Origin of the sequence: Subsaximicrobium wynnwilliamsii (genome assembly GCF_007997225.1) — a bacterium.
GTDB classification, from domain to species: Bacteria; Bacteroidota; Bacteroidia; order Flavobacteriales; family Flavobacteriaceae; genus Psychroserpens; species Psychroserpens wynnwilliamsii.
Genome location: NZ_VORM01000036.1, coordinates 1 through 23,213, shown reverse-complemented (window position 1 = coordinate 23,213; position 23,213 = coordinate 1). Strand labels below are relative to the sequence as shown.

Below are 23,213 nucleotides of genomic sequence, written 5' to 3'. Positions count from 1 at the left end.
GTACAAATAGATATAGATTTGCGTCGAGTGAACAGCTGCATGCGTGCCTGGTAGAATATATAAGCTGGTACAACACCAAAAGGATCCATTCAACCTTGGGGTATAGAACACCATTGGAAATGCAACTAGAATTAGAAAATTTAATCAATAAAGCGGCTTAATAAAAATAGTCACGCTTTTTGTAGGAATTCCAGAACCTAGAAACTAGACTGATTAAAACAAGAGCGTAGACCGCTGCGCTTATAGAACCTAGAAACTAGACTGATTAAAACAAGAGCGTAGACCGCTGCGCTTATAGAATGGGATTCACGCTGTTTAGAGACGTATTCATGTTCACAGACAAGCGTCTCATCATAATCGATGTGCAAGGATTGACCGGAAGCAAAATTGAATACAAATCCATGCCCTATAAAAACACCTCCAGATTTTCTTTGGAAACCTCTGGCGCCTTTGATCTGAATGCCGAATTAAAAATCTGGATCTCCAGCGAGGATCTACCCTTGGTAAGTAAAAAATGCAATAAGAGTAGTGATGTTTATGAGGTGCAGCGGTACTTGGCGGCGAGGGTCATGTGAATTAAACCAATTCACTAAGTTTACCTTATGAACTTGTGAAAATAATTTGGCTTGGCATTGTGTGACATCTTCAACGACTAGCTTACACACAAACTTGAGACTATGGCGAAAATTACAAAAACAGGAGATTGGTTAGAACCTTAAGCCATAGCATTTTGGCAGTGAATAGAAAAACTAAACCACTATGAACTAAAGTGCCATAGGTTTTTGAAACAGACTAAGAGTCTGTTGAATTCGTGAAATAAATAGTAAGTGATTTGCGCCTCTATGCTCAGGGAGCGAGTGAATTCGTGAAAATCCGTGGAATTCGTGGCTCAAATATTTTTAGAAGCTAAAGCGAAATGCACTAAAGTAATTAGTTTCAACTTAATTTAGGAGCAATGAAATTTTGCAAGCAATTTTTTCTCATTGAAAGAATAGATTCGTGCAATTTACTGGCTTGTTCACCGGCCAGATTGGTTCGTGTAATTCGTGTAACCTGACTATCGTCAGGCAGATTTGTGTCAAGCTCTTCCTATGAAGCAGGTTGCATAAGTTCAACCTTCCCAATACGCTTCAACAGCTCCTTTTTCAAAAGGCGCTGCACGTCGCCATTATTCTTTTGCTTAATGAGATGCGGCTCCAATTCATCGTCGTGCGCAATCTGGATGTCTTTTTCGACAAATCCGTAGCCTTGATACAATCCGTCCTTGACCACGATAAAAGCTTCCTCCTCTTCATGGCGTCCTTTCTGTTTGATAACCACATTTTGCGAGGCACTTGAGATGTGCGCAATCGCCAATTGCACGCGTTCATTGTAAGTTTCGACGGCTTCATCGCTCTTGCAGATGCCACGGCAGGTATCGATCCAAAAATGCGAACATTCCTGCACGTTTTCCTGCAAATGGCAATATTTGGGACACAGTTCAAACAGGGCACACAGCTGCTCCAAATACAATCGGCAGTCCCTTAAATTATAAAAAGTAATCAGCGGATTTGGCGCCGATTTAAAATTATTGAAAGCCAAATGCCATACGCCGCCGCGGTCTTGATAGCTAAAAATCGCGAAACTTTTTGTGGGGCGTTTTGAGGCCTTATTGTATTGCGGATAATGGTGTTTGATGGCAGCATCTTCCATGAGCAGCGCGATGAGTTCGGTGCCAGAGAGCTCAAAATCAATATCGGCAGTTTCCCGGCAGAGGTCCAATTCTTTTTCCGACTTGTCGTAAAAATGCCCAAGCACACGTTTTTTAAGGTTTTTAGCCTTGCCCACATAAATGATTTTTCCTTTTTTATTTCTGAAAAAATAAACGCCCGTTTCATTGGGAATCGCATCAAAAATACGACTTGGCAAATGTGGCGGCAGCGTGGCTTCCTTAGAATCGCGCTTTAGAAATTTTGTGAAAACCGCCTCAGCCTCCGTCTTGGCCAACAATTGCTCAAACAAGGTCACGGTCGCTTCCGCATCACCCCGAGCCCTGTGCCTATCGGAAATATGGATCTCCAAACTCTTGCACAATTTCCCCAGACTGTAAGATCGCAACCCTGGAATCAAACTTCGGGACAAACGTACGGTACAGAGTTTCTTTCTTCGGAAATCTTTGCCAATGGCCTTAAATTCATTCCGAATGATATTGTAATCAAAATTGACATTGTGCGCCACAAAAATAGTGTTCTCGGTAATTCTCAGAATGGCTTCAGCAATTTCAGCAAAAACGGGCGCATCGGCCACCATGGCGTTATCGATTCCCGTTAATGCAGTGATGTGTGCGGGGATAAATGCATTGGGGTTGACCAGCGATGTAAACTCATCGATGACGTGTTGCCCATCGTATTTAAAAATGGAAATCTCGGTCATTTTATTGCCTCTTCCCGTGGTTTCCACGTCAATGATGGTGTAGATTTGATTGTTCAGCATCTCATTAATTTCTTTTTTGCAATTTCAACGTCTAAAAATTTGCAAGTCAATTTAGCTTTGGCCATAGCGAGCAATTTAGTCTAGACCTCTTTTTCAAGTTCAAGTTCAAGTTCAACTTCAAGTTCAAATTCAAGTTCAACTTCAACTTCATTTACCCCATTTTCTGTACCGCCTCCAGCTCCACCTTCAAATCCTGAAACATGCTCATGATGCTGCTCATCTTCAGTTCTTTTTCGTCGTATTCCTGGGTATTGATGCAGCAGGTAAATTCCCAGAGCTCCAAAACATCGGCAATCGCCACATCATAAGGCTCGTAGGTTTTGTTGTCACTGCTCAATTGCAGGGCTTGACGCGCCTCAATAAAATTATAGACCCGCTTATAGACCAGCCCGTCATTTTTTGTGAGCACGATGTAGGTACGTCCGTTTTTGACATCGCTCACATCCTCCACATATTTGGCGACTATAAAAGACCCGCTCTTTACCGGCAACATAGAATCGCCCTTTATAGGAAAGGCGCGATGCGTTCCCGTTGGTAAAAAAGGGAGTTTGATTTTTTGCAGCTGCTCAATATATTCCGGATCGGCATAGCCTGCCAGATAACCTGCGGAAGCTTGGGCGGGCACAATCTCAATCAAATCCTCATTATCCTCGCTCACGGTAATGGGAAATAGCACCCGCTGACTCCCAATTTGAATGAATGAAGAGTCTGTGGCCTTCCGCAAATCGTTCTTGACCAAGATGTCGATGGGCAGATTGAAAAAATTGGAAAGATCGATCAAACGGTCAATCGGCGGTTCCGATCGACCTTCTTCGTAAGAGCCCACCATGGAGCGGGACCAGCCGAGCTCATCGGCAAAACGCTCCTGCGAAAACTGCCTGAGCGATCGCAAATGCTTAATATTGGCTTGTATGTTTTTCATAATATTTAGAAGCAGTTTTCAACATCATTTTCTTCCGAAGAAAAAGACTGGCTACAAATATAAGTAATTACAACTACAATAAACGGCATTAGTGTTAGATAGCTTGTCCAAAAAAAATACAACATCAATTTCGTTAAAGATAATTAATACGTATTCCTATAAATTTGCAACAAATAATTATAGGCATAAATATACTTTTAGCATGTTTTTTATAGACTTACTACTCAAAAAAGACTGAGCGATGAGAAATAAGAAAAAATTATTGGTAGTGCAATTAGATGAAAAATTAGTCAAGTTCAAAGATGCCACTTCTATTTTGACACCCCCAAAAGGATGAATATATACTATTAGGACTACCCTAAATATGACCAGAAATCAGTTAAGCACCAAACTCAACTTAACAAAGGGAGCGGTACAAAAAATTGAGGAGCGCGAAGCTGCTGGCCAGATAAGCCTCAATAAATTGAAAGATGTTGGCAATGCATTGGACATGCAATTTGTCTATGGCTTCGTTCCTAAAGATGGCTCTATCCAGAACTTGATTGATATAAAAGCAAAAAATCTCGCTAAAAAAATTGTTTCAAGAACCAATCAAACCATGACATTGGAAAACCAGGGCATTGATAAACGAAAAATTGATGATTCAATAAGTAATCTGGCAAATGATATAGAAAGGGAATTAAGAAAGTCGTTATGGGATTAAATCTAAATTACGAAGAAGGGCAAACCCCATTAAACGATGACGAGAAAGAAGGGCTGAAAATTAAATCCATAACAACCCAAAACGAGCTAAATGAATTTGAGCAACTAAATATTGAAAAAGCTGTAGAATGGAGCATGCAGGTTAATTTGAAACCTGAAAACATCTTTACTGAATCCTTTATCAAGGAGTTGCACAAAAAAATGTATGATGATGTTTGGAAATGGGCGGGAAAGTTCAGAAAAACTGATAAAAATCTTGACGTAAAGTGTTCTCAGATAAGTATTTAACTTAAAACCTAATTGATGATACCAAATATTTGATAAAGAATAAAACCTATTCGCCAGAGGAAATTACGATTAGGTTTAAACATAGAATTGTTTCGATACATTGTTTCCCAAATGGAAATGGGAGGCATTCAAGACTGATAGCCGATATTATAATGGAATCTGTTTTTGGCAACGCGATTTTTAGCTGGCATAGATCAAATATAGTCGAAGCCAATGAAGTACGGAAAGCTTATATCTCAGCATTAAAAGAGGCTGACAACGGAAACATTAATTCTTTGATTGAATTTGCAAAAAAATGAGCATTCACGACGAGGCATATTTTAGACCTTAGGGAATTCTCAAAATCAATTTTTAAAACATTGCTTTCTTCCGAAGTAAAAGAATGGCTGCATAATATGGTTAAATGTTTGACCGGAATTTATGAGGAAAAAGGCTATTCGAAAAAGCTGCTTGGGTCTTGGTTGGTGCTAAATACTCTTAAGATGAAAATCCGTTCTGTTTCCACTCTATAAATAATTTTGAAAGCCCATTTGGATACGAAGCGTATTTGTTCGGAACCATAAATGGGCTCCATTGGGTATTTGTAGGGCATATTTGCCAAACTATCGGCGAGAGCGGTAAGTGTTTTTAAAACGTGTAGGGCGTTCTGCGGACTTTTCTTCGCAATATGAGCTATATTTTATTGAGATCATCAACAGCCTTAGAGTGCCAACTTATGATCATTTGCAATACACTTCAAAACATCGTTAGTACTGTGCAACTCGGCGGCACCATTACCAATATCCTTATTCAAAACATTTATGCTTTCAATATAGTCAGCTTTAGAAACGGGGTGTCCATCGGCATCATAAGCAAAACAATTTTCCTCATCCAATACGTCTTGAATTTTTTGCAACAATCGGTTATCTGTTATACCTAGGACACGTTGCGCCACTTTGATTTTTAAGGTTTCCGTTTTCATGATGATTTACCTTATAAGAAGATTGTATTTCTATTTTATGCTCTTCAAATATAGCAAAATTAAAGCAATTAAAGCCTATCTGAAATATCTCTAAAAAACCGTTCCCACTCATCACGAAGTTCCTTTTGCAATTTTAACGCGCCCTCTTTTAAGTTGATTCTCCCTACAAAACTGTAAACGTCGACCCCTTTAGATTTGGAATCTCTACTTAAGATTTTTAATACGTTTTTTATGGTTTTTTTATCTGCTCCTCTTTTCAATAGCGCCACCATGATACTCTTATTTTGTCCTGTGAAAGCAATTTTAGGTTCTTAAATGAGATAATCATCATTGCTATAAAATCAAAAGTAACACTATGCTCACTCCCACTTTCCGTCAATCTCCACATATGTTTCCAAGTCTTCAAAACCAACTTTAACACTACTTACTACAATCACAAGCAATACTAACTACAAATAATAGCTAGATTTGTAAGTCCAGCTAAATCTTAGGAATTGAAACTTAATATCAGATTCATTTCAAGCCACTAACTGGTAAAACACTATGATATGTACCTCAACTGCCATTCTTATTACAGCCTACGTTACGGGAGCATCGCGCCAAAGCAACTGCTGGCCATTGCTTCGGCCAACGGTGTGAATACCTTGGCGCTTACCGATATCAACAACACATCGGCCTGCTTAGATTTTGTGCGCCTGTCCCAAGATTTCAAGATCAAGCCTATTCTTGGTGTCGATTTTAGAAATGGCGCGCAACAGCAATTCATTCTCATTGCCAAAAACAATTTTGGCTTTCTAAATATCAACAGCTACCTATCCCAATTTCTGCACGACCAAGACCTAAAAATCCCTGAGCGCCCAGAACAGCCTATCGAGGATTGCTATGTGATTTATCCGTATCAAAGTGGGAAGGAATATGATTTAAAATCCAACGAATTTTTGGGCATTAAACCCAAAGACCTCAACGCCCTAAAATTTTCACGATGGAATAAACTGCAACACAAACTCGTCATCCTAAAAACGGTCAGCTTTCAGAATAAAAAAGGCTTCAACACGCATCGTTTATTGCGCGCCATCGACAATAATACCTTATTGAGCAAATTGTCAAAGGCTGAAGAAGGCGACCCCAAAAACTGCATGATGCCATATCAGGAACTCTGCGACACCTATCAGGAATTCCCCAAGTTGATAGCGAATACCCGAGAGCTTATGGCCGATTGTAGCATCGATTTTGACTTTTCGCAAAAAATACCGAACAACCAGAAATGCTACACCAATAATGAAGCCTTGGATTTTAGACTCCTGCGGAAACTCACTTACAAAGGCCTCCACTACCGTTATAAAAAACCAGGCACCCGTATTTTTGAGCGCATCGAAAAAGAGCTGAAAGTGATTGAACAAAAGAACTTTGTCTCCTATTTTTTGATCAATTGGAAGATCCTCAAATACGCGCGCAGCAAGAACTATTTTTATGTAGGCCGCGGGAGTGGCGCTAATAGCATCGTTGCGTATCTACTGCGCATTACCGATGTGGACCCCGTAGAACTGGACCTTTATTTTGAACGGTTTATCAATCTGTTTCGCCAGAATCCGCCCGATTTTGACTTGGATTTCTCGTGGAAGGACCGCGATGATATTACCGAATTCATCTTCAAGACTTTTAAACACACTGCTTTGATCGCAGTTTACAACACCTTTAAATTTAGGGCTTCGGTAAGGGAATTGGGCAAGGTCTTTGGCCTGCCAAAAGCTGAAATGGACCTGCTTACCCGAGGAAAATACAACATTGATCAATTAGACAAACTCTCGCAACTGGTCATCAAATACAGCACTTATATTGAAGGTTTTCCCAATTATCTGGGCATTCACGCCGGCGGCATCCTTATTTCAGAAAAACCCATCCACCAATATGGCGCCACGTTTATGCCTCCAAAAGGGTTTGCCACCACCCAATTTGACATGGTGGTTGCTGAAGATATCGGACTCTATAAATTTGATATTCTCAGTCAGCGCGGACTCGGAAAAATCAAGGAAGCTACGGAAATCGTTGCCTATAACCATCCCGAAAAACCGCCTATTGACATCCACGATATCAAGCGCTTTAAAAAAGACGAGCGCATCAAACATTTGCTTCGTAATGCCAAGGCCATCGGCTGCTTTTATGTGGAATCGCCCGCCATGCGCATGCTGCTTAAAAAATTACAGGTCGATAATTACTTGGGGCTGGTTGCCGCAAGCTCGGTCATACGTCCAGGTGTTGCCAAAAGCGGAATGATGCGCGAGTACATCTTGCGCTACCGCTTTCCGGAGAAACGCAAGGAAGCGCCCGAAGTACTGCTCAAGATCATGCCCGAAACTTATGGTGTGATGGTCTATCAAGAGGACGTGATCAAGGTGGCGCACCATTTTGGCGGTCTCGACCTTGGCGAGGCCGATATGTTGAGACGAGGGATGTCGGGGAAATTCCGCTCTCGGGAAGAATTCATGAAAGTGAAACAACAGTTTTTTGACAATTGCAAGGCCGACGGAAAACCCGATGCCATGGTGGCCGATATCTGGCGACAGATCGAGAGCTTTGCAGGTTATGCTTTTGCCAAGGGCCACTCGGCATCCTACGCGGTAGAGAGTTACCAAAGTCTGTTTTTGAAAGCCTATTTCCCTTTGGAATACATGACCGCGACCATCAATAATTTTGGCGGTTTTTATAGTACCGAACTTTATGTACACGAGGCAAGAATGCACGAGGGCATTATCGAAGCGCCCTGCATCAACACCAGTTTTACCCAAGCGATCATCAAGGGAAAGACCATTTATTTGGGCTTTATGTTCCTGCAAGCCTTTGAGTCTAAATTGATGAAGCAAATCGTTGCTGAGCGTCACAAAAACGGATTGTTCGAAAATCTGGACGATTTTATTGACCGCGTGCCAATTTCCATAGAACAGCTATCCATTTTGATAAAGATCAACGCCTTCCGTTTTACCGGAATCAACAAACGCGAGCTGCTTTGGGAAGCCCGTCTTAAAATCAGCAAGACCCCAATGGAAGAGCACATCATGACACTTTTTAAGACTGAAAAAATCACTTATAAAACCCCAAAACTCTCCAGTACCGATCTGGAAAACGCTTTTGACGAAATGGAGCTGTTGGGCTTTCCCTTATGCAATCCCTTTGATTTGTTGGAAACAGAATTTTCAAATGAAAGAAGGGCGAGTCAGTTATTGGAATTTCAGCAGAAAACCATCACGATTGAAGGCTATTTGGTCGCCACGAAACACACCAAGACTTCCAACGGAAAAGTGATGCATTTCGGCACCTTTCTGGATTACGATGGGGATTTTGTGGATACGGTGCACTTTCCGCCAGTGGCAACCCAGTTTCCGTTTCGCGGAAAAGGGATTTACAGCATCACCGGCAAAGTGATGGTTGAGTTTGATTGCGTCACCATAGAAGTGCAAAGCATGGTGCGCGCGGCCATTATTGAAGACCCTCGCTACTCGGTCAACTCGGAAAATCCCACGTTTCAGAACAAAAAAAGTTTTGAGGACAACAAAAGGAGAATTAAGACCGCTTCGCTTTCAGAATTAAGTATTGAGACTTAGAACGGAGGACCTAGGATTTAGGATGTAGGGCGTAGGACGTAGGACGTAAGACGAAAAATTGACGATTGACGGTTGACGGTTGACGATTGACGATTGAAAACTAATCAAATTAGCATAATTGAGCTCACCTTGAAGGGCGAAATATCAATTGGAATAAAGTCCTAGAGACCTGACTATCGGCAGATGGGAACAATTTAAAAAAATTCAAAAAAAAAAAAAAAAAAAGACCGAAGACGGAAGACGGGAGACGGGAGACGGGAGACTGGAGACTCGAGACTGGAGACTGAAAACCGAAGACCGAAGACCGAAGACGGGAGACGGGAGACTGGAGACGGAAGACGGAAGACGGGAGACTGGAGACTCGAGACTGGAGACTGAGGACTGGAGACTGAAGACTGACACTCAAGCTGTCATTACAATCCCGATAACAATCGGGAGAAGCAATCTCTTTAAATGCATGATCTTTCAGTTAAAAAAAGACCTACAAGGTTTTCAAAACCTTGCAGGTCGTAACTAATGTATTAGCAATCAAACTCAGACTTACAAAACTAAAACACAAAACACAAAACGGACAACAGACAACAGACAACAGAAAAATGAACAACAACCGCTCAATAGTACACATGGATCTGGATACTTTTTTTGTATCCTGTGAACGCCTGCTCGATAGCCGACTCAACGGGAAACCCGTGCTTATTGGTGGCACGAGCGACCGTGGCGTGGTCGCCGCCTGTAGTTATGAGGCGCGCAAATTTGGCGTGCACTCTGCCATGCCCATGCGTTTGGCCAAGCAATTATGCCCCGAAGCGATTGTGCTGCGAGGGAATTCTGGCGTGTACACCAAATTTTCAGAAACCGTGACCGATGTGATTAAGGAACAGGTGCCGCTGTATGAAAAAACCTCCATCGACGAGTTTTACATCGACCTTACGGGAATGGACCAGTTTTTTGGTTGTCATAAATTGGCTTCAGAATTGCGCCAACGCATCATCAGGGAAACCGGCCTGCCCATTTCGTTTGGCTTGTCAATGAATAAAACGGTGTCTAAAATCGCTACCGGAGAAGCCAAACCCAACAATGAAATACGGATTCTTTCGGGTAATGAGAAGCCCTTTTTGGCACCACTTTCCGTAAGGAAAATCCCCATGGTGGGCAATGTGACTTACAAAGCCTTGTGTGATTTGGGCGTCAAACGCATACAAACGGTGCAGGAAATGCCCATGGCGCTCATGCAAAAGGTCTTGGGCAAAAACGGATTGTCCATCTGGCAAAAGGCGAATGGTATTGACAACAGCCCTGTGGTGCAATACCACGAGCGTAAATCGATTTCCACAGAGCGCACCTTCAATATAGACACTACAGATGTGGCGAAACTAAAAGGCATCGTGATTGCCATGGCCGAGAATTTGGCTTACCAATTGCGTCGTGGCCATAAGTTGACCGCTTGCGTGACCTTTAAGATTCGTTATTCCGATTTTCAGACTTACACCCAACAACAGCGCATCCCTTACAGTGCGATGGATCATAGCTTGATTCCCGTGGTTCTGGATTTGTACAACAAACTTTATAACCGACGCCTTTTGGTGCGATTGGTGGGCGTGAAATTTAGCCATTTGGTAGAAGGCGGGCACCAAGTCAACCTGTTTGAAGACGATGAGAAGCTATTGCACCTTAGCCAAGCCATAGATAAAATGCGCGAGCGTTATGGCGACAGAGCGGTCGTTAACGCCGCTGGCATGGAAGCCAAAAGCATAAGCCGATGGAACCCGTTTACAGGCGAACCACCACCTTTGTTGGCAAATAGGCGACAGTAAAACTGAACAAATTCAAAAACTCAAATACGTCCATCTTCAATTATAAAACGTAACTTTGGCTCAACCCAAACAATTTTATAATTATGATAGACCTATTTCTGTCAAACTTTAAGGATGGTGTTTACCATGTACTCAACATTAATGCCTACCACCACATTCTATTTTTGATTGTATTAACCGTTCCCTACTTGTTCAAAGACTGGAAACGCGTACTCGTCCTCATCACTATTTTTACCCTAGGCCATTGCGTCGCCTTGGCACTCACGGTTTATAACGTGATCAATGTCAACTCGAAATTGATTGGTTTTTTGATGCCCATGACCATTTTTGTGATTGCCCTTTACAATATCTTTACAGCAGGCAAAAAGGCACAAAATGAAAAAATAGGCTTGCTGTTTTTCATAAGTCTATTCTATGGTTTGGTACATGGGCTAGGCTTTGAAGCCACTTTTAATAGCATGATTACTGCCAGCGAAAATAAACCCATCGCTTTATTGGAAATCGCATTGGGGCTTGAAGTTGGGCAATTTGTGGTTGCTTTTATCGTGGTGTTCTTGAGTTTTCTATGTCAAACGATTTTCAGATTTTCCAAACGCGATTGGGTCATGGTCATTTCTGCCATTGTACTGGGTTTTGTCTTACCCATGTTGCTTCGGCACATTTAATGGTCTTAAATAGTTCAGATTGAAAAAGCCTTATTTCTAATTTCCGAAGCAAAAAAAACCTTAAAAAAAGTACTTTTCCTAATTCTACAAGACCATAATAGTATTTAAAATAACATCAATATGTACGATACGCTAATCATAGGAGGCGGAGCTGCAGGCATGTCTTGCGCGCTGGTTCTTGGCTCGGCACAACCAAAGCCGTTTGCAGCCAACAAGCACATTGGCATCATCATGCACCAACGTGCTTCGCATTTACAAACCGCCCTGTTCAACAACGTATTGGGATTGGCGGCTGGTACTTTGGGGGCTGATATTTTGGAAACTGGCAAAACACAATTGGCTCAACTCTACCCGCATGTAACGCAGATTGAAACCGAAAAAGTAAAATCGGTCCTTAAAGCTCCGGAAGGCTTTGCCATTACCACCAACAAGAACACGTACCACTCAAAAACAATCGTTGTTGCAGTTGGCTACACCAATTTGGTCAACATCCACGGACTTCAAGATTACCTGGAACCACACCCTAGGGCAGCTTTGGAGAAAGACCGAATCTGGCTCAAAAACGAAGACCATTTGGTCGCAGAGGGTTTATACGTTGCCGGCACCATGGCTGGCTGGCGCAGTCAATTCGCCATCGCAGCAGGCAGTGGTGCGCAAGTAGCCACAGATATACTTACGCTTTGGAATGACGGTAAGCACGCCAAAATTCACGATAAGATTTAAACAGTTGTGGGTTGTGGGTTGTGGGTTAAATCTCAAGTTTATTTTGCAAATCCAAACTTATAGCTGAAAAGACAGGCGGCTTTGAAATTGAAATTGAAATTGAAGTTGAAATTGAAGTTGAACTTGAAATCGAAGACGAAGATGAAATCGAAGACGAAGATGAAGATGAAGACGAGGATGAAGATGAAGATGAAGACAATGGACGAAATCAAAACTTCAAAATCGACAATCGTCAATCAGCAATCGTTAATCTTAAGTCGTCAATAAATTGAGTTGAAATTGAAGTTGAAATTGAAATTGAACTTGAACTTGAACTTGAAATCGAAGATGAAGATGAAGACGAAGATGAAGATGAAGACAAAGACGAAATCAAAACTTCAAAAATCAACAATCGTCAATCAGCAATCGTTAATCTTAAGTCGTCAATAAATTGAGTTGAAATTGAAGTTGAAATTGAAATTGAACTTGAACTTGAACTTGAAATCGAAGATGAAGATGAAGACGAAGATGAAGATGAAGACGAAGACGAAGACGAAGACAATGGACGAAATCAAAACTTCAAAAATCAACAATCGTCAATCTTCAATCTTCAATCTTCCAACTTCCAACTTCCGTCTCCCAAAAACATAAAACCCTTATTCCGCCTTTACAGTTTCCTTTTCGTAATCAAAAAGCGTTTTTCCTTGGCTCAGCATAATGACTTCCTCGATCATCTCATCGTCTTCATTAAAGATTTTTGCAGCAACATCGCTCCCGAAGAGCTGTTCGGCCAAGGCGGCTTTGATCATGCGCTTGATCTGGTCATGATAGGCCACAAAGGTTAAATTGGTATCTTCTTTAAAATTGAGGTATTCCTGAAATTTTAAGATGATATCATCACTTATATAAAAACTCTGAATAAATTCTTCGGGTGTAATCCCTTCATAGATACTGCGATCTTTGTCTAATTCACCAAACACAAAATTACCAATGTAACCAAGACGGTTGATGTAATTGAGGGTCTCATTTTGCATGCTGGTATTCAATGGCACAAACACATCTGGGATAATACCGCCACCACCATAAACCACCTTACCTTTGGGCGTGGTGTACTTTAAGGAATCTGCATAGATTACACTTTCGGGATGATCCAATTCCCCACTACTCAAACGCTTGAAATAATCTTTATAATAGGCTTCACTATTGCCCTTATCATAAGGTCTTTGGATGGAGCGACCGGTTGGCGTGTAATATCTGGATACCGTTAAGCGTATGGCGCTGCCATCACCCAAAGCCATTTCGCGCTGCACCAAACCTTTGCCATAACTTCGTCTGCCCACAATAGTCCCTTTATCATTATCTTGCAAAGCACCAGCCACAATCTCACTGGCCGATGCCGAGCTTTCATTGATCATGATGTACACTTCACCTTCCTCAAAATCGCCTCTTTTTGTGGCATAGCTATTCTCCACCTTACCAGATTTGTTCTTGGTAAAGAGAATCAACTTCCCATTTTCTAAAAATTCATCCGCAATCTGTTCGGCTATGGCGAGAAACCCACCCGGATTGTCCCTGAGGTCCAAAGCCAATTTTGTGGCGCCTTGAGCTTGCAGTGCATTTAAGGCACGCTTAAATTCCTTATAGGTGGATTCGGCAAAACGATTGATTTTGATATAGCCCAAATCTTTCGTGAGCATGTACGAAGCATCCACACTCTTGATGGGAATGACGTCTCGTTTAACATTGAATTTCAATAGTTTGGCTATACCCTTCCGCTTGACGGTAAGTGCCACGCGCGATCCTTTCTCGCCTTGTAGTTTATGAATGATATCATCGTTGCTCCAATCCTTTCCGAAGATTGAATCGCCATCGGCCATGATGATACGATCACCTCCCTTAATCCCTGCCTTCTCACTTGGGCCGCCAGCCAGAGGCCTAATCACGGTAACCGTATCGTTGTAGGTGTAAAAATTAACGCCAATACCTACAAAATCGCCTTTCATATTATTGGTTACCCGCTCTAAATCAGACTTAGGGATATAGGTGGAATGCGGATCGAGATTGTCAAGAATCCCATTTACCGTGACATCTACAATACTATCGGTATTCACATCGTCAACATACTCGTAATCAATATAATCAATGAGCCGGTTGAGCTTATCTTTTTTGCTGTTTGTGGTAAACAGCCGGTCGGAAGTATCGGTGAAATTGAGCTTTCCGCCAATGACGATGCCCAAGGCCACCGCGAGGCCTAGTAATAATGGTATGTATTTAGTCTTGGGTTTCATTTATGCTTTTAAATCTTCAATTAACTGTAGCTCGATCCCAGCCTTTTCGAGAAATTGGAGTCCGGAATCATCCTTATAACCCTCCTTATACACCACTCGCACAATGCCGGCTTGATGGATGAGCTTACTGCATTCCTTACACGGCGACAGGGTAATATAAAGCGTCGCACCGTTACAAGATTGCGTTGAGGCCGCCACTTTTAAAATAGCGTTGGCTTCTGCATGAAGCACATACCATTTGGTGTAGCCTTCATCATCTTCGCAATAATTTTCAAAACCGGTGGGCGTGCCATTATAACCATCACTAATGATCATGCGGTCCTTAACAATCAAAGCACCAACTTGCTTTCGTTTACAGTGGGACAATTTTCCCCATTCTTGGGCAATTCGTAAATAAGCCTTATCGTACCGCAGTTGTTTTTTTTTCGACATGTATTGTAATTATGGTCTGTTGCTTCGGAAATATCCTAACTTCATAGCCTGATTTTTAGTTAACAGGCTAGCTTTCAAATGTAACAATTATAAAAAATGTGGGCGCAATTTTAAACTTTTGATAACGTTAAAGTTTTATAAAAATCCACGCCCTAAGTAGAACCATTTACGGTTTCTTCAACTATCGCGCCAAAAAAGATGCTCGGCATGTGTTACTACTGAAAAACTAGAACTCTAAATATGGCTTGGTTTAAAGTGAAAAAGGGCAAGTCTGCTTATCTTTGAATGATCCTGATTAATTGTTCTTCTGAAACCAACACCATGAAAATTCTGCATTTAGACACCAACCATCCGCTACTTATACAACAACTCAATGCTTTGGGATTTGAAAATGATGAAGATTACACCTCTACCAAGGCCCTCATCCAAGAAAAGATCCATCTGTATGACGGCTTCATCATTAGAAGTCGATTTAAAATAGACAGTGATTTTCTCGATGCTGCCAAAAACCTGAAATTCATTGGTCGTGTGGGTGCAGGCCTTGAAAACATTGATACCCTTCATGCTGAAAAAAAAGGCATTACGCTCATCGCTGCGCCAGAAGGCAACCGTAACGCGGTTGGCGAGCACAGTTTGGCGATGCTGTTATCGCTTTTTAATAAGCTGAATAAAGCTGATGCCGAAGTGCGACAAGGGCATTGGTTGCGAGAGGCCAATCGCGGGATTGAACTCGACGGAAAAACCATCGGTCTCATTGGCTACGGAAATACGGGCAAGGCCTTTGCTAAAAAACTGCGCGGTTTTGAGGTAAACGTACTGTGCCATGATCTAAAACCTAACCTGGGCGATGAACATGCAAAACAGGTTTCCCTTAACGAACTACAAGAAAGAGCAGAGGTGTTGAGCCTGCATACGCCAGAAACAGATTTGACCGTGAACATGGTAAATTCCCACTTTATAAATGCTTTTAAAAAGCCATTCTGGCTCATCAATACCGCTCGAGGTAAAAGTGTGGTTACCGCTAATTTGGTTGCCGCCTTGAAATCGGGGCAGATCTTGGGCGCGGGCTTGGATGTATTGGAATATGAAAAGTCCTCCTTTGAACATCTGTTTTCTTCGGAAATGCCTGAAGCCATGCGCTACCTCATCGAAGCCGAAAACGTCATCCTTACCCCGCACGTAGCAGGCTGGACTGTTGAGAGCAAGGAAAAATTGGCGCAGACTATTGTCGATAAAATAAAATCCAGCTTTTGCTGAAATCCTTACTCATGAAAAAACAAATCCCTACCGCAGCAGCATACATTGACCAATTGCCCGAAGACCGCAAAACAGCTGTCACAAATATACGCCAGTGCATTCTCGAGCACCTCCCAAAAGGCATGACCGAAGTCATGAGTCATGGGATGTTGAGTTACGTTGTACCACATAGCATTTATCAAAAGGGCTATCATTGTGACCCAAAATCAGCTTTGCCATTTATGGGCTTGGCCTCCCAGAAAAACTACATCGCACTGCACCACATGGGACTTTACGCCAATAAAGAACTCTTAGATTGGTTTGTTGCAGCATATACCCAACACAGTAAATACAAACCCGACATTGGGAAAAGCTGCATCCGGTTTAAGCGAATGGATGATATCCCTTTACAGTTGATTGGTGAGCTCTGTTCAAAAATCAATACCCTGCAATGGATTGAAACCTATGAAAGCGCATTCATAAAATAGTAAACCGCTGTGAATAAGATACTCGCGTTTGATCAGTAAAGCAAACGATTCTTCTCAATCGCTAGATAATAAAGTCTTCTAAATTCAAAATTTTTAGTACATTTAGCTCATAACCAATATAAAAACATACTATTATGGCAGATAGCAACAAAGATCTCAACGATGATTTAGACGATTTATTGGGAGAAGATAAAGAGCCTACCCGAAAGAGCGAACGCACATTTGGCGACTCGGCAAGGGAATTTGGAGAAGATGCAAAACGCAAGACCAACGATTTTTCTGATGATGCAAAACAAAGTGCCAATGAGTTCTCACATGATGCAAAACGGGCTTTAGACAATGGCAAGAACATTGCGATTATTGCACACATTACCCTTATTGGCTGGATCATTGCCTTAGTAATGAACAACGAAAAGAAAAGTGAATTTGCCTCTTTCTATATTAGACAAGTTTTGGGCATCATGCTCTTGGGCTTTGTTTGTTCTTTCATACCTATTATTGGATGGTTTGCATGGATTTTCGTACTGGTGCTTTGGGTCATGAGCTTGATCTCTGCATTAAACGGACAAAAGAAGCCTATCCTCTTATTGGGCGAACAGTTTCAAGACTGGTTTAAATCGCTTTAATCACAGTACTTGAATTGAAATACCATAAGCCAAGATGTTTTGTCTTGGCTTTTTTATTCTTCCACCTTATAATCCAAAGGCAATAACTTCGCCATACGTTCATTGCCAAAAACGCCGCTGAACAATAACTTATCTGGTGGCGAATGAATGCCATAGGCATCGATGTAAAAGGTATCAAAACCTTCTACGGGCAACAATGCCGATTGCGCATCTTGGTTGTTGAGCACGACCAGTTTATCGGTTTTGATAGTGACTTTACACAAATCCCCTTCTTGTTTTTGCACAATGAGATATTGATAGGGATCTACAGGAACAAAAAAACGGGAACCTTCCGACTTTATAAACGTGCTAAACTGGTATTCTTTGAGTTTCTTTTGCGATAAGGCTCTCATAAATTCCAACAGCGATCCGTGGTATTCTTCTTCCCTGGTTTTACGATAGCGTTTTTTGATTCGCTTGGGATTCAATTCAGAAAAATTTGAGGTGCCTGCAAAATACACCCCCTGCACAAAAATAAGTCCACTTCGATTGTCTACAAAACGCACTTCAAAATCGACAATCTTGTAATTGAGCCTGTAGCCCAAATGCTTGTTTTTAATCTGTACAGGTTGATCACAATAGGCATATAGCGTGTTTTTGGATTTACTGTAAACCAATTGGATTTGATCTTCATTTAAAATTTTACAGGCTTCGGCAGCTTCCCCACGTCCTAAAAATTCCCGCCTGAAATACTTTAGCTTTTTAGCTCTGGACCAATCGTCGGGCTCAATAATCACTGGATCTAATGCTTCAGCTTTTTCATTGAGGTAAATGGTTTTGGCATTGGCCAATTCAGTTTGACTGAAGTATTTGGTCTCATAACCAATATAGCTTACCACCACAATTGCATTGGTCTTGATTTGTGAAGTGATTGTAAAATACCCTTCTTGATTAGTGACCGCACCTATGGTGGTGCCATCATAATAAATGGATACACTTTCTAGCGGTTGTTCATTACTGTGATCCAAAACCAGGCCGGTGATGGTTTGGGCTGAAGTTACCAAACCACATAAAAACAAAATAACGACTAGGTAACTATTCTTCACTATTGCCATTTGAGAATTTACGTTCCAGTTCGGCCTGAAACTCTTCCATTACCGGCTTTACGGTGCTTTCGGGCAAATCTGCAATACGAATGTACATTAAGCCGTCAACTGCATTGTTAAACAAAGGATCTACATTGAAGGCCACCACCTTGGCATTTTGCTTGATGTACTTTTTGATAAGCACAGGAAGTCTTAATGGCCCTGGCTCCAGCTCGTCGATGATCCTATCAAATTTCATAAGATCGGCTTCGGTTTCGTCGAAAACAAAATCCTTGTCGGCATCCTTCAGCTTAACCTTGAATTCCTTTTTGGGACGCACGTATTGCGCCACGTACGGATCGTAATAATTGGATTTCATGAACTCGATCATCAGCGACTTCGAAAAATTTGTGAATTTATTGCTTATGGTTACCCCACCAATAAGGTAATTGTGCTCTGGGTAGCGCAAAGTGGTGTGCACAATACCTTTCCAAAGTAAAAATAAGGGCATGGGTTTTTGTTGGTATTCGCCAGTGATAAAGGCACGTCCCATCTCAATACTCTCGCGCATCATCTTATAAAGTTCTGGTTCAAAACGAAACAGGTCTTGCAGGTAAAACCCGTCAATACCATAAGCTGCAAAAATCTTGGAACCCAGTCCCATGCGGTATGCACCCGCCAGTTTTTTAGCCTCGTTGTCCCACAAGAACATGTGGTGGTAATAGGTGTCAAAATGGTCGAGGTCAATAGACTCGTTAGTGCCCTCGCCAACAGCCCTAAATGTGATTTCACGCAGGCGTCCTATCTCGCGCATGATGTTTGGGATAAACTCTGCCTCGGTTAAAAAGACCTCGTAATTCTTGCTTTCCAACAAACGTTTGTCATCTGCCCTTAAAGCATCAACCTCTTTGCCCATCGCCTCGCTGCTTACTGGAGTCACGATGCGTTTTGGTGCTTTGGGCACTCTTAGGTTGGAGGCCAGATTGCCCAAAAATTTGCCCCTTTCATCAAAAGAGTTGGAGAGCATGTATGTTTTTTTCCGAATGAATTCAGAAAACTCTGCCAAGGATTTATATTCGCTTTGATCACTCACTGAGATTGGTCTCCCTATGCGCACCTTGATGGTTCGGTGCTTTTGGGTCAAGACTTCCGAAGGCAATTTAGCGGTTCTAAAAGTATCGCTGATTTTGGAAAGCTTATAAAACAACTTGCTGTTTTTGGCATGAAAGTAAATGGGTACCACTGGCACTTCGGCCTTTTGGATGAGTTTCATGGCAGCATCCTCCCATGGTCTATCAACCACCAATTTGCCGTCGCGATAGGTACTAACTTCACCTGCAGGAAAAACACCCAATGGGTGGCCGTCCCTTAAATGTTTGATGGCAGTTTTAAACCCTGCAAGGCTGGACTTGGCATCCTTGCGATCTTCAAAAGGATTCACTGGCAAGATGTAGGGCTTCATGGGCGCAATCCTGTGCAACAAAAAGTTGGCAATGATCTTGAAATCCGCACGTTGCTCTGCCATTAATTTGAGCAGTAAAATACCGTCAATCCCACCTAATGGATGGTTGGAAACGGTAATGTATGCGCCGTCTTTTGGGAGACGCTTAAAATCTTCTGCTGGGATTTCAAATTTGATTTGGAACTCATCCAAGAGTGCATCCAAAAAGTCGGTTCCACTAAGGTGCTTGTTCCGATTGTAAACTGTATTGATTTTAGAGATCTTGAGTGCTTTCATCAATGACCAGCCCACCAAGGTGCCCAAAACACCATACTTGTCGAGCTTAATTACTTCGGCGACTTCTTTGGCAGTCACCAAGCCTGTATCTTGTTTTTTGGTCATGGCGGTAAAAGTACAAATTCCTTATTTGGTAACAATTTGAAGCGTTTCTTGGGTTAACTGCTTCAATAACAACTCCTTACCCTTCTCTACGGAAGCAATTGCCTGTTCATTATAATGGCGCACAGTATATAAGTTAACGTTTTCATATACATTGACCTTAAATTTTGCCTTTAAATGCTGAATTAATTTATCGAGATTATTGTAGGTATTTTCAAAACACACTGCAAAACTAATGGCGGAGTTCTGGATCACGTCCACTTTCATTTTGTATAAGTGCAACAATCTAAAAATCTCACTGATGTTTTCTTCAACAATGTATGAAAAATCCAGAGAGGACAAAGAGACCAAGACTTGGTTCTTCTTGACGATGAAGCAAGGGGTTTGAGGGTCTATCCCAGATGCTTTCCCTACCATGGTGCCGGGGTTCTTAGGGTTTAAAAACGATTTGACATAGAGCGGAATTTCCTTCTGCTGCAAGGGTTGCAAGGTTTTTGGATGAATTACCGAAGCGCCATAAAACGCCAGCTCAATGGCTTCACGGTATGAAATCACATTGAGCAACTGCGCGTTTTCAAAATACCTTGGATCGGCATTTAGAACCCCTGGCACATCCTTCCAAATGGTAACGCTTTCCGCATTGAGGCAAAAGGCAAAAATCGCTGCCGTGTAATCACTGCCCTCGCGACCTAAAGTTGTAGAGAAATTATTGGCATCACTGGCCAAAAAGCCTTGGGTTACATTTAGCACTTCAGGATTGAACTTAGCACGAATCTGTGCCTGGGTGATGTCCCACTCCACATTCGCTGTGCGGTAATAATCATCGGTCTTGATAAACTCCCGCACATCAAGCCAAGTGTTTGTGAGACCAATTGCATTCAAATAAGCACTAACAATGGTAGTTGAGAGTAACTCACCATAGCCAATGACTTGATCGTACACGAAGTTATAATCTGGGGATTTATTGCGATTCAGGAAATAATCCAGATCCTGAAATAAGGCAGCAACCTTCTTGAATACTGGATGCTCTGTATGTTCGAACAAATCCAACACAATCCCGTTATGGTATGATTTGACCTCTTGCAGCGCGCTTTGCAATTCTGGTTTCGTGTTGAAATAATTGTGGATGACCACTTCCAAGGCGTTGGTGGTTTTGCCCATTGCGGACAGTACCACCAATGTATGCTCATGCCCCACTTGCTGTAACACTGAGGCCAAATTCTTGACACCTTCAGCATTTTTCACAGAAGCACCTCCAAATTTAAATATGCGCATATTAGATTTGGGATAAATAGGTTTTAATGCCTTCTTCGTCTAAATGCACCACATTCCAATCTCTTTTGATGTCGGCGCCTTTGTTCTGGTAGAATTTCATGGCATTTTCATTGCCTTCAGAAACCTCCCAACTAATACGCTTCACTCCTATTTCCTGGCCAAAACGCACCACTTCATTCAATAAGGTGGTTCCTAAACCAGAACCTCTCATACGTTTGCTTACCACCAAATCCTCAAGGTGAAGCACACTGCCTTTCCAAGTAGAAAAACGGTTATAGATCAAAGCGCTGCCTTCAATCTTTCCATCCACTTCTGCCACGAAGCAAATAAATTCTTTTTCATCTCCAAAACCTGCCTTCTCCAGGTCTTCCACGTGCAATTCCACTGCATTGGGTTTGTTCTCATGTAGCGCCAATTCATAGATGAGTTCTAGAACCCTCGCCATATCTTCTTTGGTTGCTCTGCGTATTGAAATATCCATAAATTCTGTTTTTTTCAAATATAACCTAAACTGCCTTATTTGCTAAATCATTTCATGGACGAAATCGATGTAGTTGATTAAAAAAGTAAGATATTTGTAAAAATTTTAACATTAGATGGTAACACAAACAAAAACGCTTGGGGAGTTTATTATTGAAAACCAAGAATATTTTAAATACAGTTCTGGCGAATTATCAAGACTTATCAATTCTATTCGTTTAGCAGCCAAGGTGGTGAATCATGAAGTGAATAAGGCGGGCTTGGTTGATATTATTGGCGCTGCTGGAGACACAAACATCCAGGGCGAGCATCAACAAAAATTAGATGTTTATGCCAATACCAAGTTTATCCAAACCATGACCAAACGCAATATTGTGTGTGGCATCGCAAGTGAAGAGGAAGACGATTTTATTGCCGTGAACAGTCAAGACGAAAATCACCAAAACAAATATGTGGTACTTATTGATCCCTTAGATGGCTCTTCCAACATTGATGTGAATGTTTCGGTAGGCACCATTTTTTCAATTTACAGAAGAGTCACCCCTGTGGGAACCCCTGTTACCATTGCCGATTTTCTGCAAAAAGGAAACCAGCAAGTGGCAGCGGGCTATATTGTTTATGGCACCTCAACGATGTTGGTATATACCACTGGACATGGTGTGAACGGTTTTACCCTTAACCCGGCGATTGGCACTTTCTATTTATCACATCCCGATATGCAATTTCCTGAGGATGGCAAAATCTACTCAGTCAATGAAGGGAATTACATCCACTTCCCACAAGGCATCAAGAACTATATTAAATATTGCCAAATGGAAGAAGGCGACAGACCTTACACCAGTCGTTATATTGGCTCCCTAGTCTCAGATTTTCACAGAAACATGATTAAGGGCGGGATTTATCTCTATCCCAAAAGCTCCAAAATGTACGAAGGCAAATTGCGTTTGCTCTATGAATGCAACCCCTTGGCCTATATTGCTGAACAGGCCAACGGAAAAGCCAGCGACGGTTTTACCAGGATCTTGGATATTGAACCCACAGAATTGCACCAGCGCGTCCCGTTCATTTGCGGAAGCAAAAACATGGTGGAAAAAGCGGAAGAATTCATGAAAGACGCTCGCAACTTAAACACCTAAAAATCATCTCGAATTCAATAATTTAGTATTTGAAATTTTACGCCTTTGCCGGAGTCGAAATTCGAATCAGGTTGTTTTTCCCCACTAACGCTCGTTCAATGTCATTAAGTTAAGGTCATTCAAACTCCATCTTTCTGATTTTTGGTTATTTTAGGTTTTATTCTTGATCGATATTTATCAGGATTTCTTTCAGATTTTCGATTGGTCCTAATGGGAACCAAAT

At 41.7% G+C, this 23,213-nt stretch carries 23 protein-coding genes and 1 pseudogene; 13 read left to right on the top strand and 11 right to left on the bottom strand.

The features are described 5' to 3' along the window. Together ESY88_RS21955 and ESY88_RS19180 are read left to right on the top strand one after the other, a co-directional pair. The coding region (locus tag ESY88_RS21955) for an IS3 family transposase (RefSeq protein ID WP_147088277.1) at positions 1–161 on the top strand (161 nt) is incomplete at its 5' end. 138 nt (positions 162–299) lie between these two features. After that, a pseudogene (locus ESY88_RS19180) lies at positions 300–575 on the top strand (PH domain-containing protein); the annotation flags it as partial. A 514-nt stretch (positions 576–1,089) separates the two neighbouring features. On the opposite strand, the gene ESY88_RS19175 reads toward ESY88_RS19180, so the two are convergent. Both ESY88_RS19175 and ESY88_RS19170 read right to left on the bottom strand, forming a co-directional pair. After that, entirely contained in the window at positions 1,090–2,472 is a 1,383-nt protein-coding gene (locus tag ESY88_RS19175; RefSeq protein ID WP_147088275.1) for an exonuclease domain-containing protein, read from the bottom strand. Between the two features lie 151 nt (positions 2,473–2,623). After that, positions 2,624–3,394, bottom strand: coding sequence for an XRE family transcriptional regulator (locus ESY88_RS19170; RefSeq protein ID WP_147088274.1), 771 nt, complete (start codon positions 3,392–3,394; stop codon positions 2,624–2,626). 364 nt (positions 3,395–3,758) lie between these two features. Here ESY88_RS19170 and ESY88_RS19165 point away from each other — a divergent pair, with 364 nt between their 5' ends. Genes ESY88_RS19165 through ESY88_RS21950 form a run of 3 tightly spaced genes read left to right on the top strand, consistent with a single transcriptional unit; the run spans position 3,759 to position 4,683 of the window. Beyond that, positions 3,759–4,097, top strand: a complete 339-nt coding sequence (locus ESY88_RS19165; protein ID WP_223270901.1) for a helix-turn-helix domain-containing protein — start codon at positions 3,759–3,761, stop codon at positions 4,095–4,097. After that, positions 4,088–4,384, top strand: a complete 297-nt coding sequence (locus ESY88_RS21840; RefSeq protein WP_317128698.1) for a hypothetical protein — start codon at positions 4,088–4,090, stop codon at positions 4,382–4,384. The genes ESY88_RS19165 and ESY88_RS21840 overlap by 10 nt, the downstream gene beginning before the upstream one ends. Positions 4,385–4,413: 29 nt before the next feature. Further along, the gene (locus ESY88_RS21950) at positions 4,414–4,683 is read left to right on the top strand and encodes a Fic family protein (protein WP_394343977.1); all 270 of its coding nucleotides are present in this window, start codon (positions 4,414–4,416) and stop codon (positions 4,681–4,683) included. Positions 4,684–4,817: 134 nt separating this feature from the next. Here ESY88_RS21950 and ESY88_RS21945 read toward each other — a convergent pair whose 3' ends face one another. From ESY88_RS21945 to ESY88_RS19145, 3 genes are all read right to left on the bottom strand, one after another. Beyond that, positions 4,818–5,051, bottom strand: a complete 234-nt coding sequence (locus ESY88_RS21945; RefSeq protein ID WP_223270902.1) for a type II toxin-antitoxin system RelE/ParE family toxin — start codon at positions 5,049–5,051, stop codon at positions 4,818–4,820. Between the two features lie 33 nt (positions 5,052–5,084). Further along, positions 5,085–5,345, bottom strand: a complete 261-nt coding sequence (locus tag ESY88_RS19150) for a hypothetical protein (RefSeq protein WP_147088273.1) — start codon at positions 5,343–5,345, stop codon at positions 5,085–5,087. A 68-nt stretch (positions 5,346–5,413) separates the two neighbouring features. Continuing rightward, positions 5,414–5,617: a hypothetical protein gene (locus ESY88_RS19145; RefSeq protein WP_147088272.1), complete on the bottom strand. Its 204-nt coding sequence runs from the start codon at positions 5,615–5,617 to the stop codon at positions 5,414–5,416. A 276-nt stretch (positions 5,618–5,893) separates the two neighbouring features. Here ESY88_RS19145 and ESY88_RS19140 point away from each other — a divergent pair, with 276 nt between their 5' ends. From ESY88_RS19140 to ESY88_RS19125, 4 genes are all read left to right on the top strand, one after another. After that, on the top strand, positions 5,894–8,944 hold the full coding sequence (locus ESY88_RS19140; protein ID WP_147088271.1) for a DNA polymerase III subunit alpha: 3,051 nt from the start codon (positions 5,894–5,896) through the stop codon (positions 8,942–8,944). Between the two features lie 596 nt (positions 8,945–9,540). Next, positions 9,541–10,758: a DNA polymerase IV gene (dinB, locus tag ESY88_RS19135; protein WP_147088270.1), complete on the top strand. Its 1,218-nt coding sequence runs from the start codon at positions 9,541–9,543 to the stop codon at positions 10,756–10,758. An 83-nt stretch (positions 10,759–10,841) separates the two neighbouring features. After that, positions 10,842–11,423: a HupE/UreJ family protein gene (locus ESY88_RS19130; protein ID WP_147088269.1), complete on the top strand. Its 582-nt coding sequence runs from the start codon at positions 10,842–10,844 to the stop codon at positions 11,421–11,423. Positions 11,424–11,543: 120 nt separating this feature from the next. After that, a complete protein-coding gene (locus ESY88_RS19125) occupies positions 11,544–12,146 on the top strand; it encodes an NAD(P)/FAD-dependent oxidoreductase (protein WP_147088268.1) in 603 nt (200 codons plus the stop codon). Between the two features lie 635 nt (positions 12,147–12,781). On the opposite strand, the gene ESY88_RS19110 is transcribed toward ESY88_RS19125, so the two are convergent. Next, entirely contained in the window at positions 12,782–14,413 is a 1,632-nt protein-coding gene (locus ESY88_RS19110; protein ID WP_147088267.1) for a S41 family peptidase, read from the bottom strand. After that, the gene (locus tag ESY88_RS19105) at positions 14,414–14,845 is read right to left on the bottom strand and encodes a deoxycytidylate deaminase (protein ID WP_147088266.1); all 432 of its coding nucleotides are present in this window, start codon (positions 14,843–14,845) and stop codon (positions 14,414–14,416) included. Between the two features lie 321 nt (positions 14,846–15,166). On the opposite strand from ESY88_RS19105, the gene ESY88_RS19100 reads away from it, so the two are divergent. From ESY88_RS19100 to ESY88_RS21835, 3 genes are all read left to right on the top strand, one after another. Continuing rightward, the gene (locus ESY88_RS19100; protein ID WP_147088265.1) at positions 15,167–16,102 is read left to right on the top strand and encodes a 2-hydroxyacid dehydrogenase; all 936 of its coding nucleotides are present in this window, start codon (positions 15,167–15,169) and stop codon (positions 16,100–16,102) included. Between the two features lie 11 nt (positions 16,103–16,113). After that, complete coding sequence (locus tag ESY88_RS19095) at positions 16,114–16,569, top strand: DUF1801 domain-containing protein (RefSeq protein ID WP_147088264.1); 456 nt, start codon at positions 16,114–16,116, stop codon at positions 16,567–16,569. A gap of 134 nt (positions 16,570–16,703) precedes the next feature. Beyond that, the gene (locus tag ESY88_RS21835) at positions 16,704–17,195 is read left to right on the top strand and encodes a DUF4870 domain-containing protein (protein ID WP_317128697.1); all 492 of its coding nucleotides are present in this window, start codon (positions 16,704–16,706) and stop codon (positions 17,193–17,195) included. 53 nt (positions 17,196–17,248) lie between these two features. On the opposite strand, the gene ESY88_RS19085 is transcribed toward ESY88_RS21835, so the two are convergent. Genes ESY88_RS19085 through ESY88_RS19070 form a run of 4 tightly spaced genes read right to left on the bottom strand, consistent with a single transcriptional unit; the run spans position 17,249 to position 21,855 of the window. After that, positions 17,249–18,289 carry a carboxypeptidase-like regulatory domain-containing protein gene (locus ESY88_RS19085; protein ID WP_147088263.1) on the bottom strand — a complete coding sequence of 347 codons (1,041 nt, stop codon included), beginning with the start codon at positions 18,287–18,289 and terminating at the stop codon, positions 17,249–17,251. Then, positions 18,270–20,102 (bottom strand): GNAT family N-acyltransferase, encoded by a 1,833-nt coding sequence (locus ESY88_RS19080; RefSeq protein ID WP_147088262.1) that lies wholly within the window; start codon positions 20,100–20,102, stop codon positions 18,270–18,272. Before ESY88_RS19080 ends, ESY88_RS19085 begins: the two co-directional genes overlap by 20 nt. A 21-nt stretch (positions 20,103–20,123) precedes the next feature. Next, positions 20,124–21,374 (bottom strand): aspartate kinase, encoded by a 1,251-nt coding sequence (locus tag ESY88_RS19075; RefSeq protein ID WP_147088261.1) that lies wholly within the window; start codon positions 21,372–21,374, stop codon positions 20,124–20,126. Position 21,375: 1 nt separating this feature from the next. Then, entirely contained in the window at positions 21,376–21,855 is a 480-nt protein-coding gene (locus ESY88_RS19070) for a GNAT family N-acetyltransferase (protein WP_147088260.1), read from the bottom strand. Positions 21,856–21,970: 115 nt separating this feature from the next. On the opposite strand from ESY88_RS19070, the gene fbp reads away from it, so the two are divergent. Beyond that, positions 21,971–22,990: a class 1 fructose-bisphosphatase gene (gene fbp / locus ESY88_RS19065; RefSeq protein WP_147088259.1), complete on the top strand. Its 1,020-nt coding sequence runs from the start codon at positions 21,971–21,973 to the stop codon at positions 22,988–22,990. The last annotated feature ends 223 nt before the right edge of the window (positions 22,991–23,213 follow it).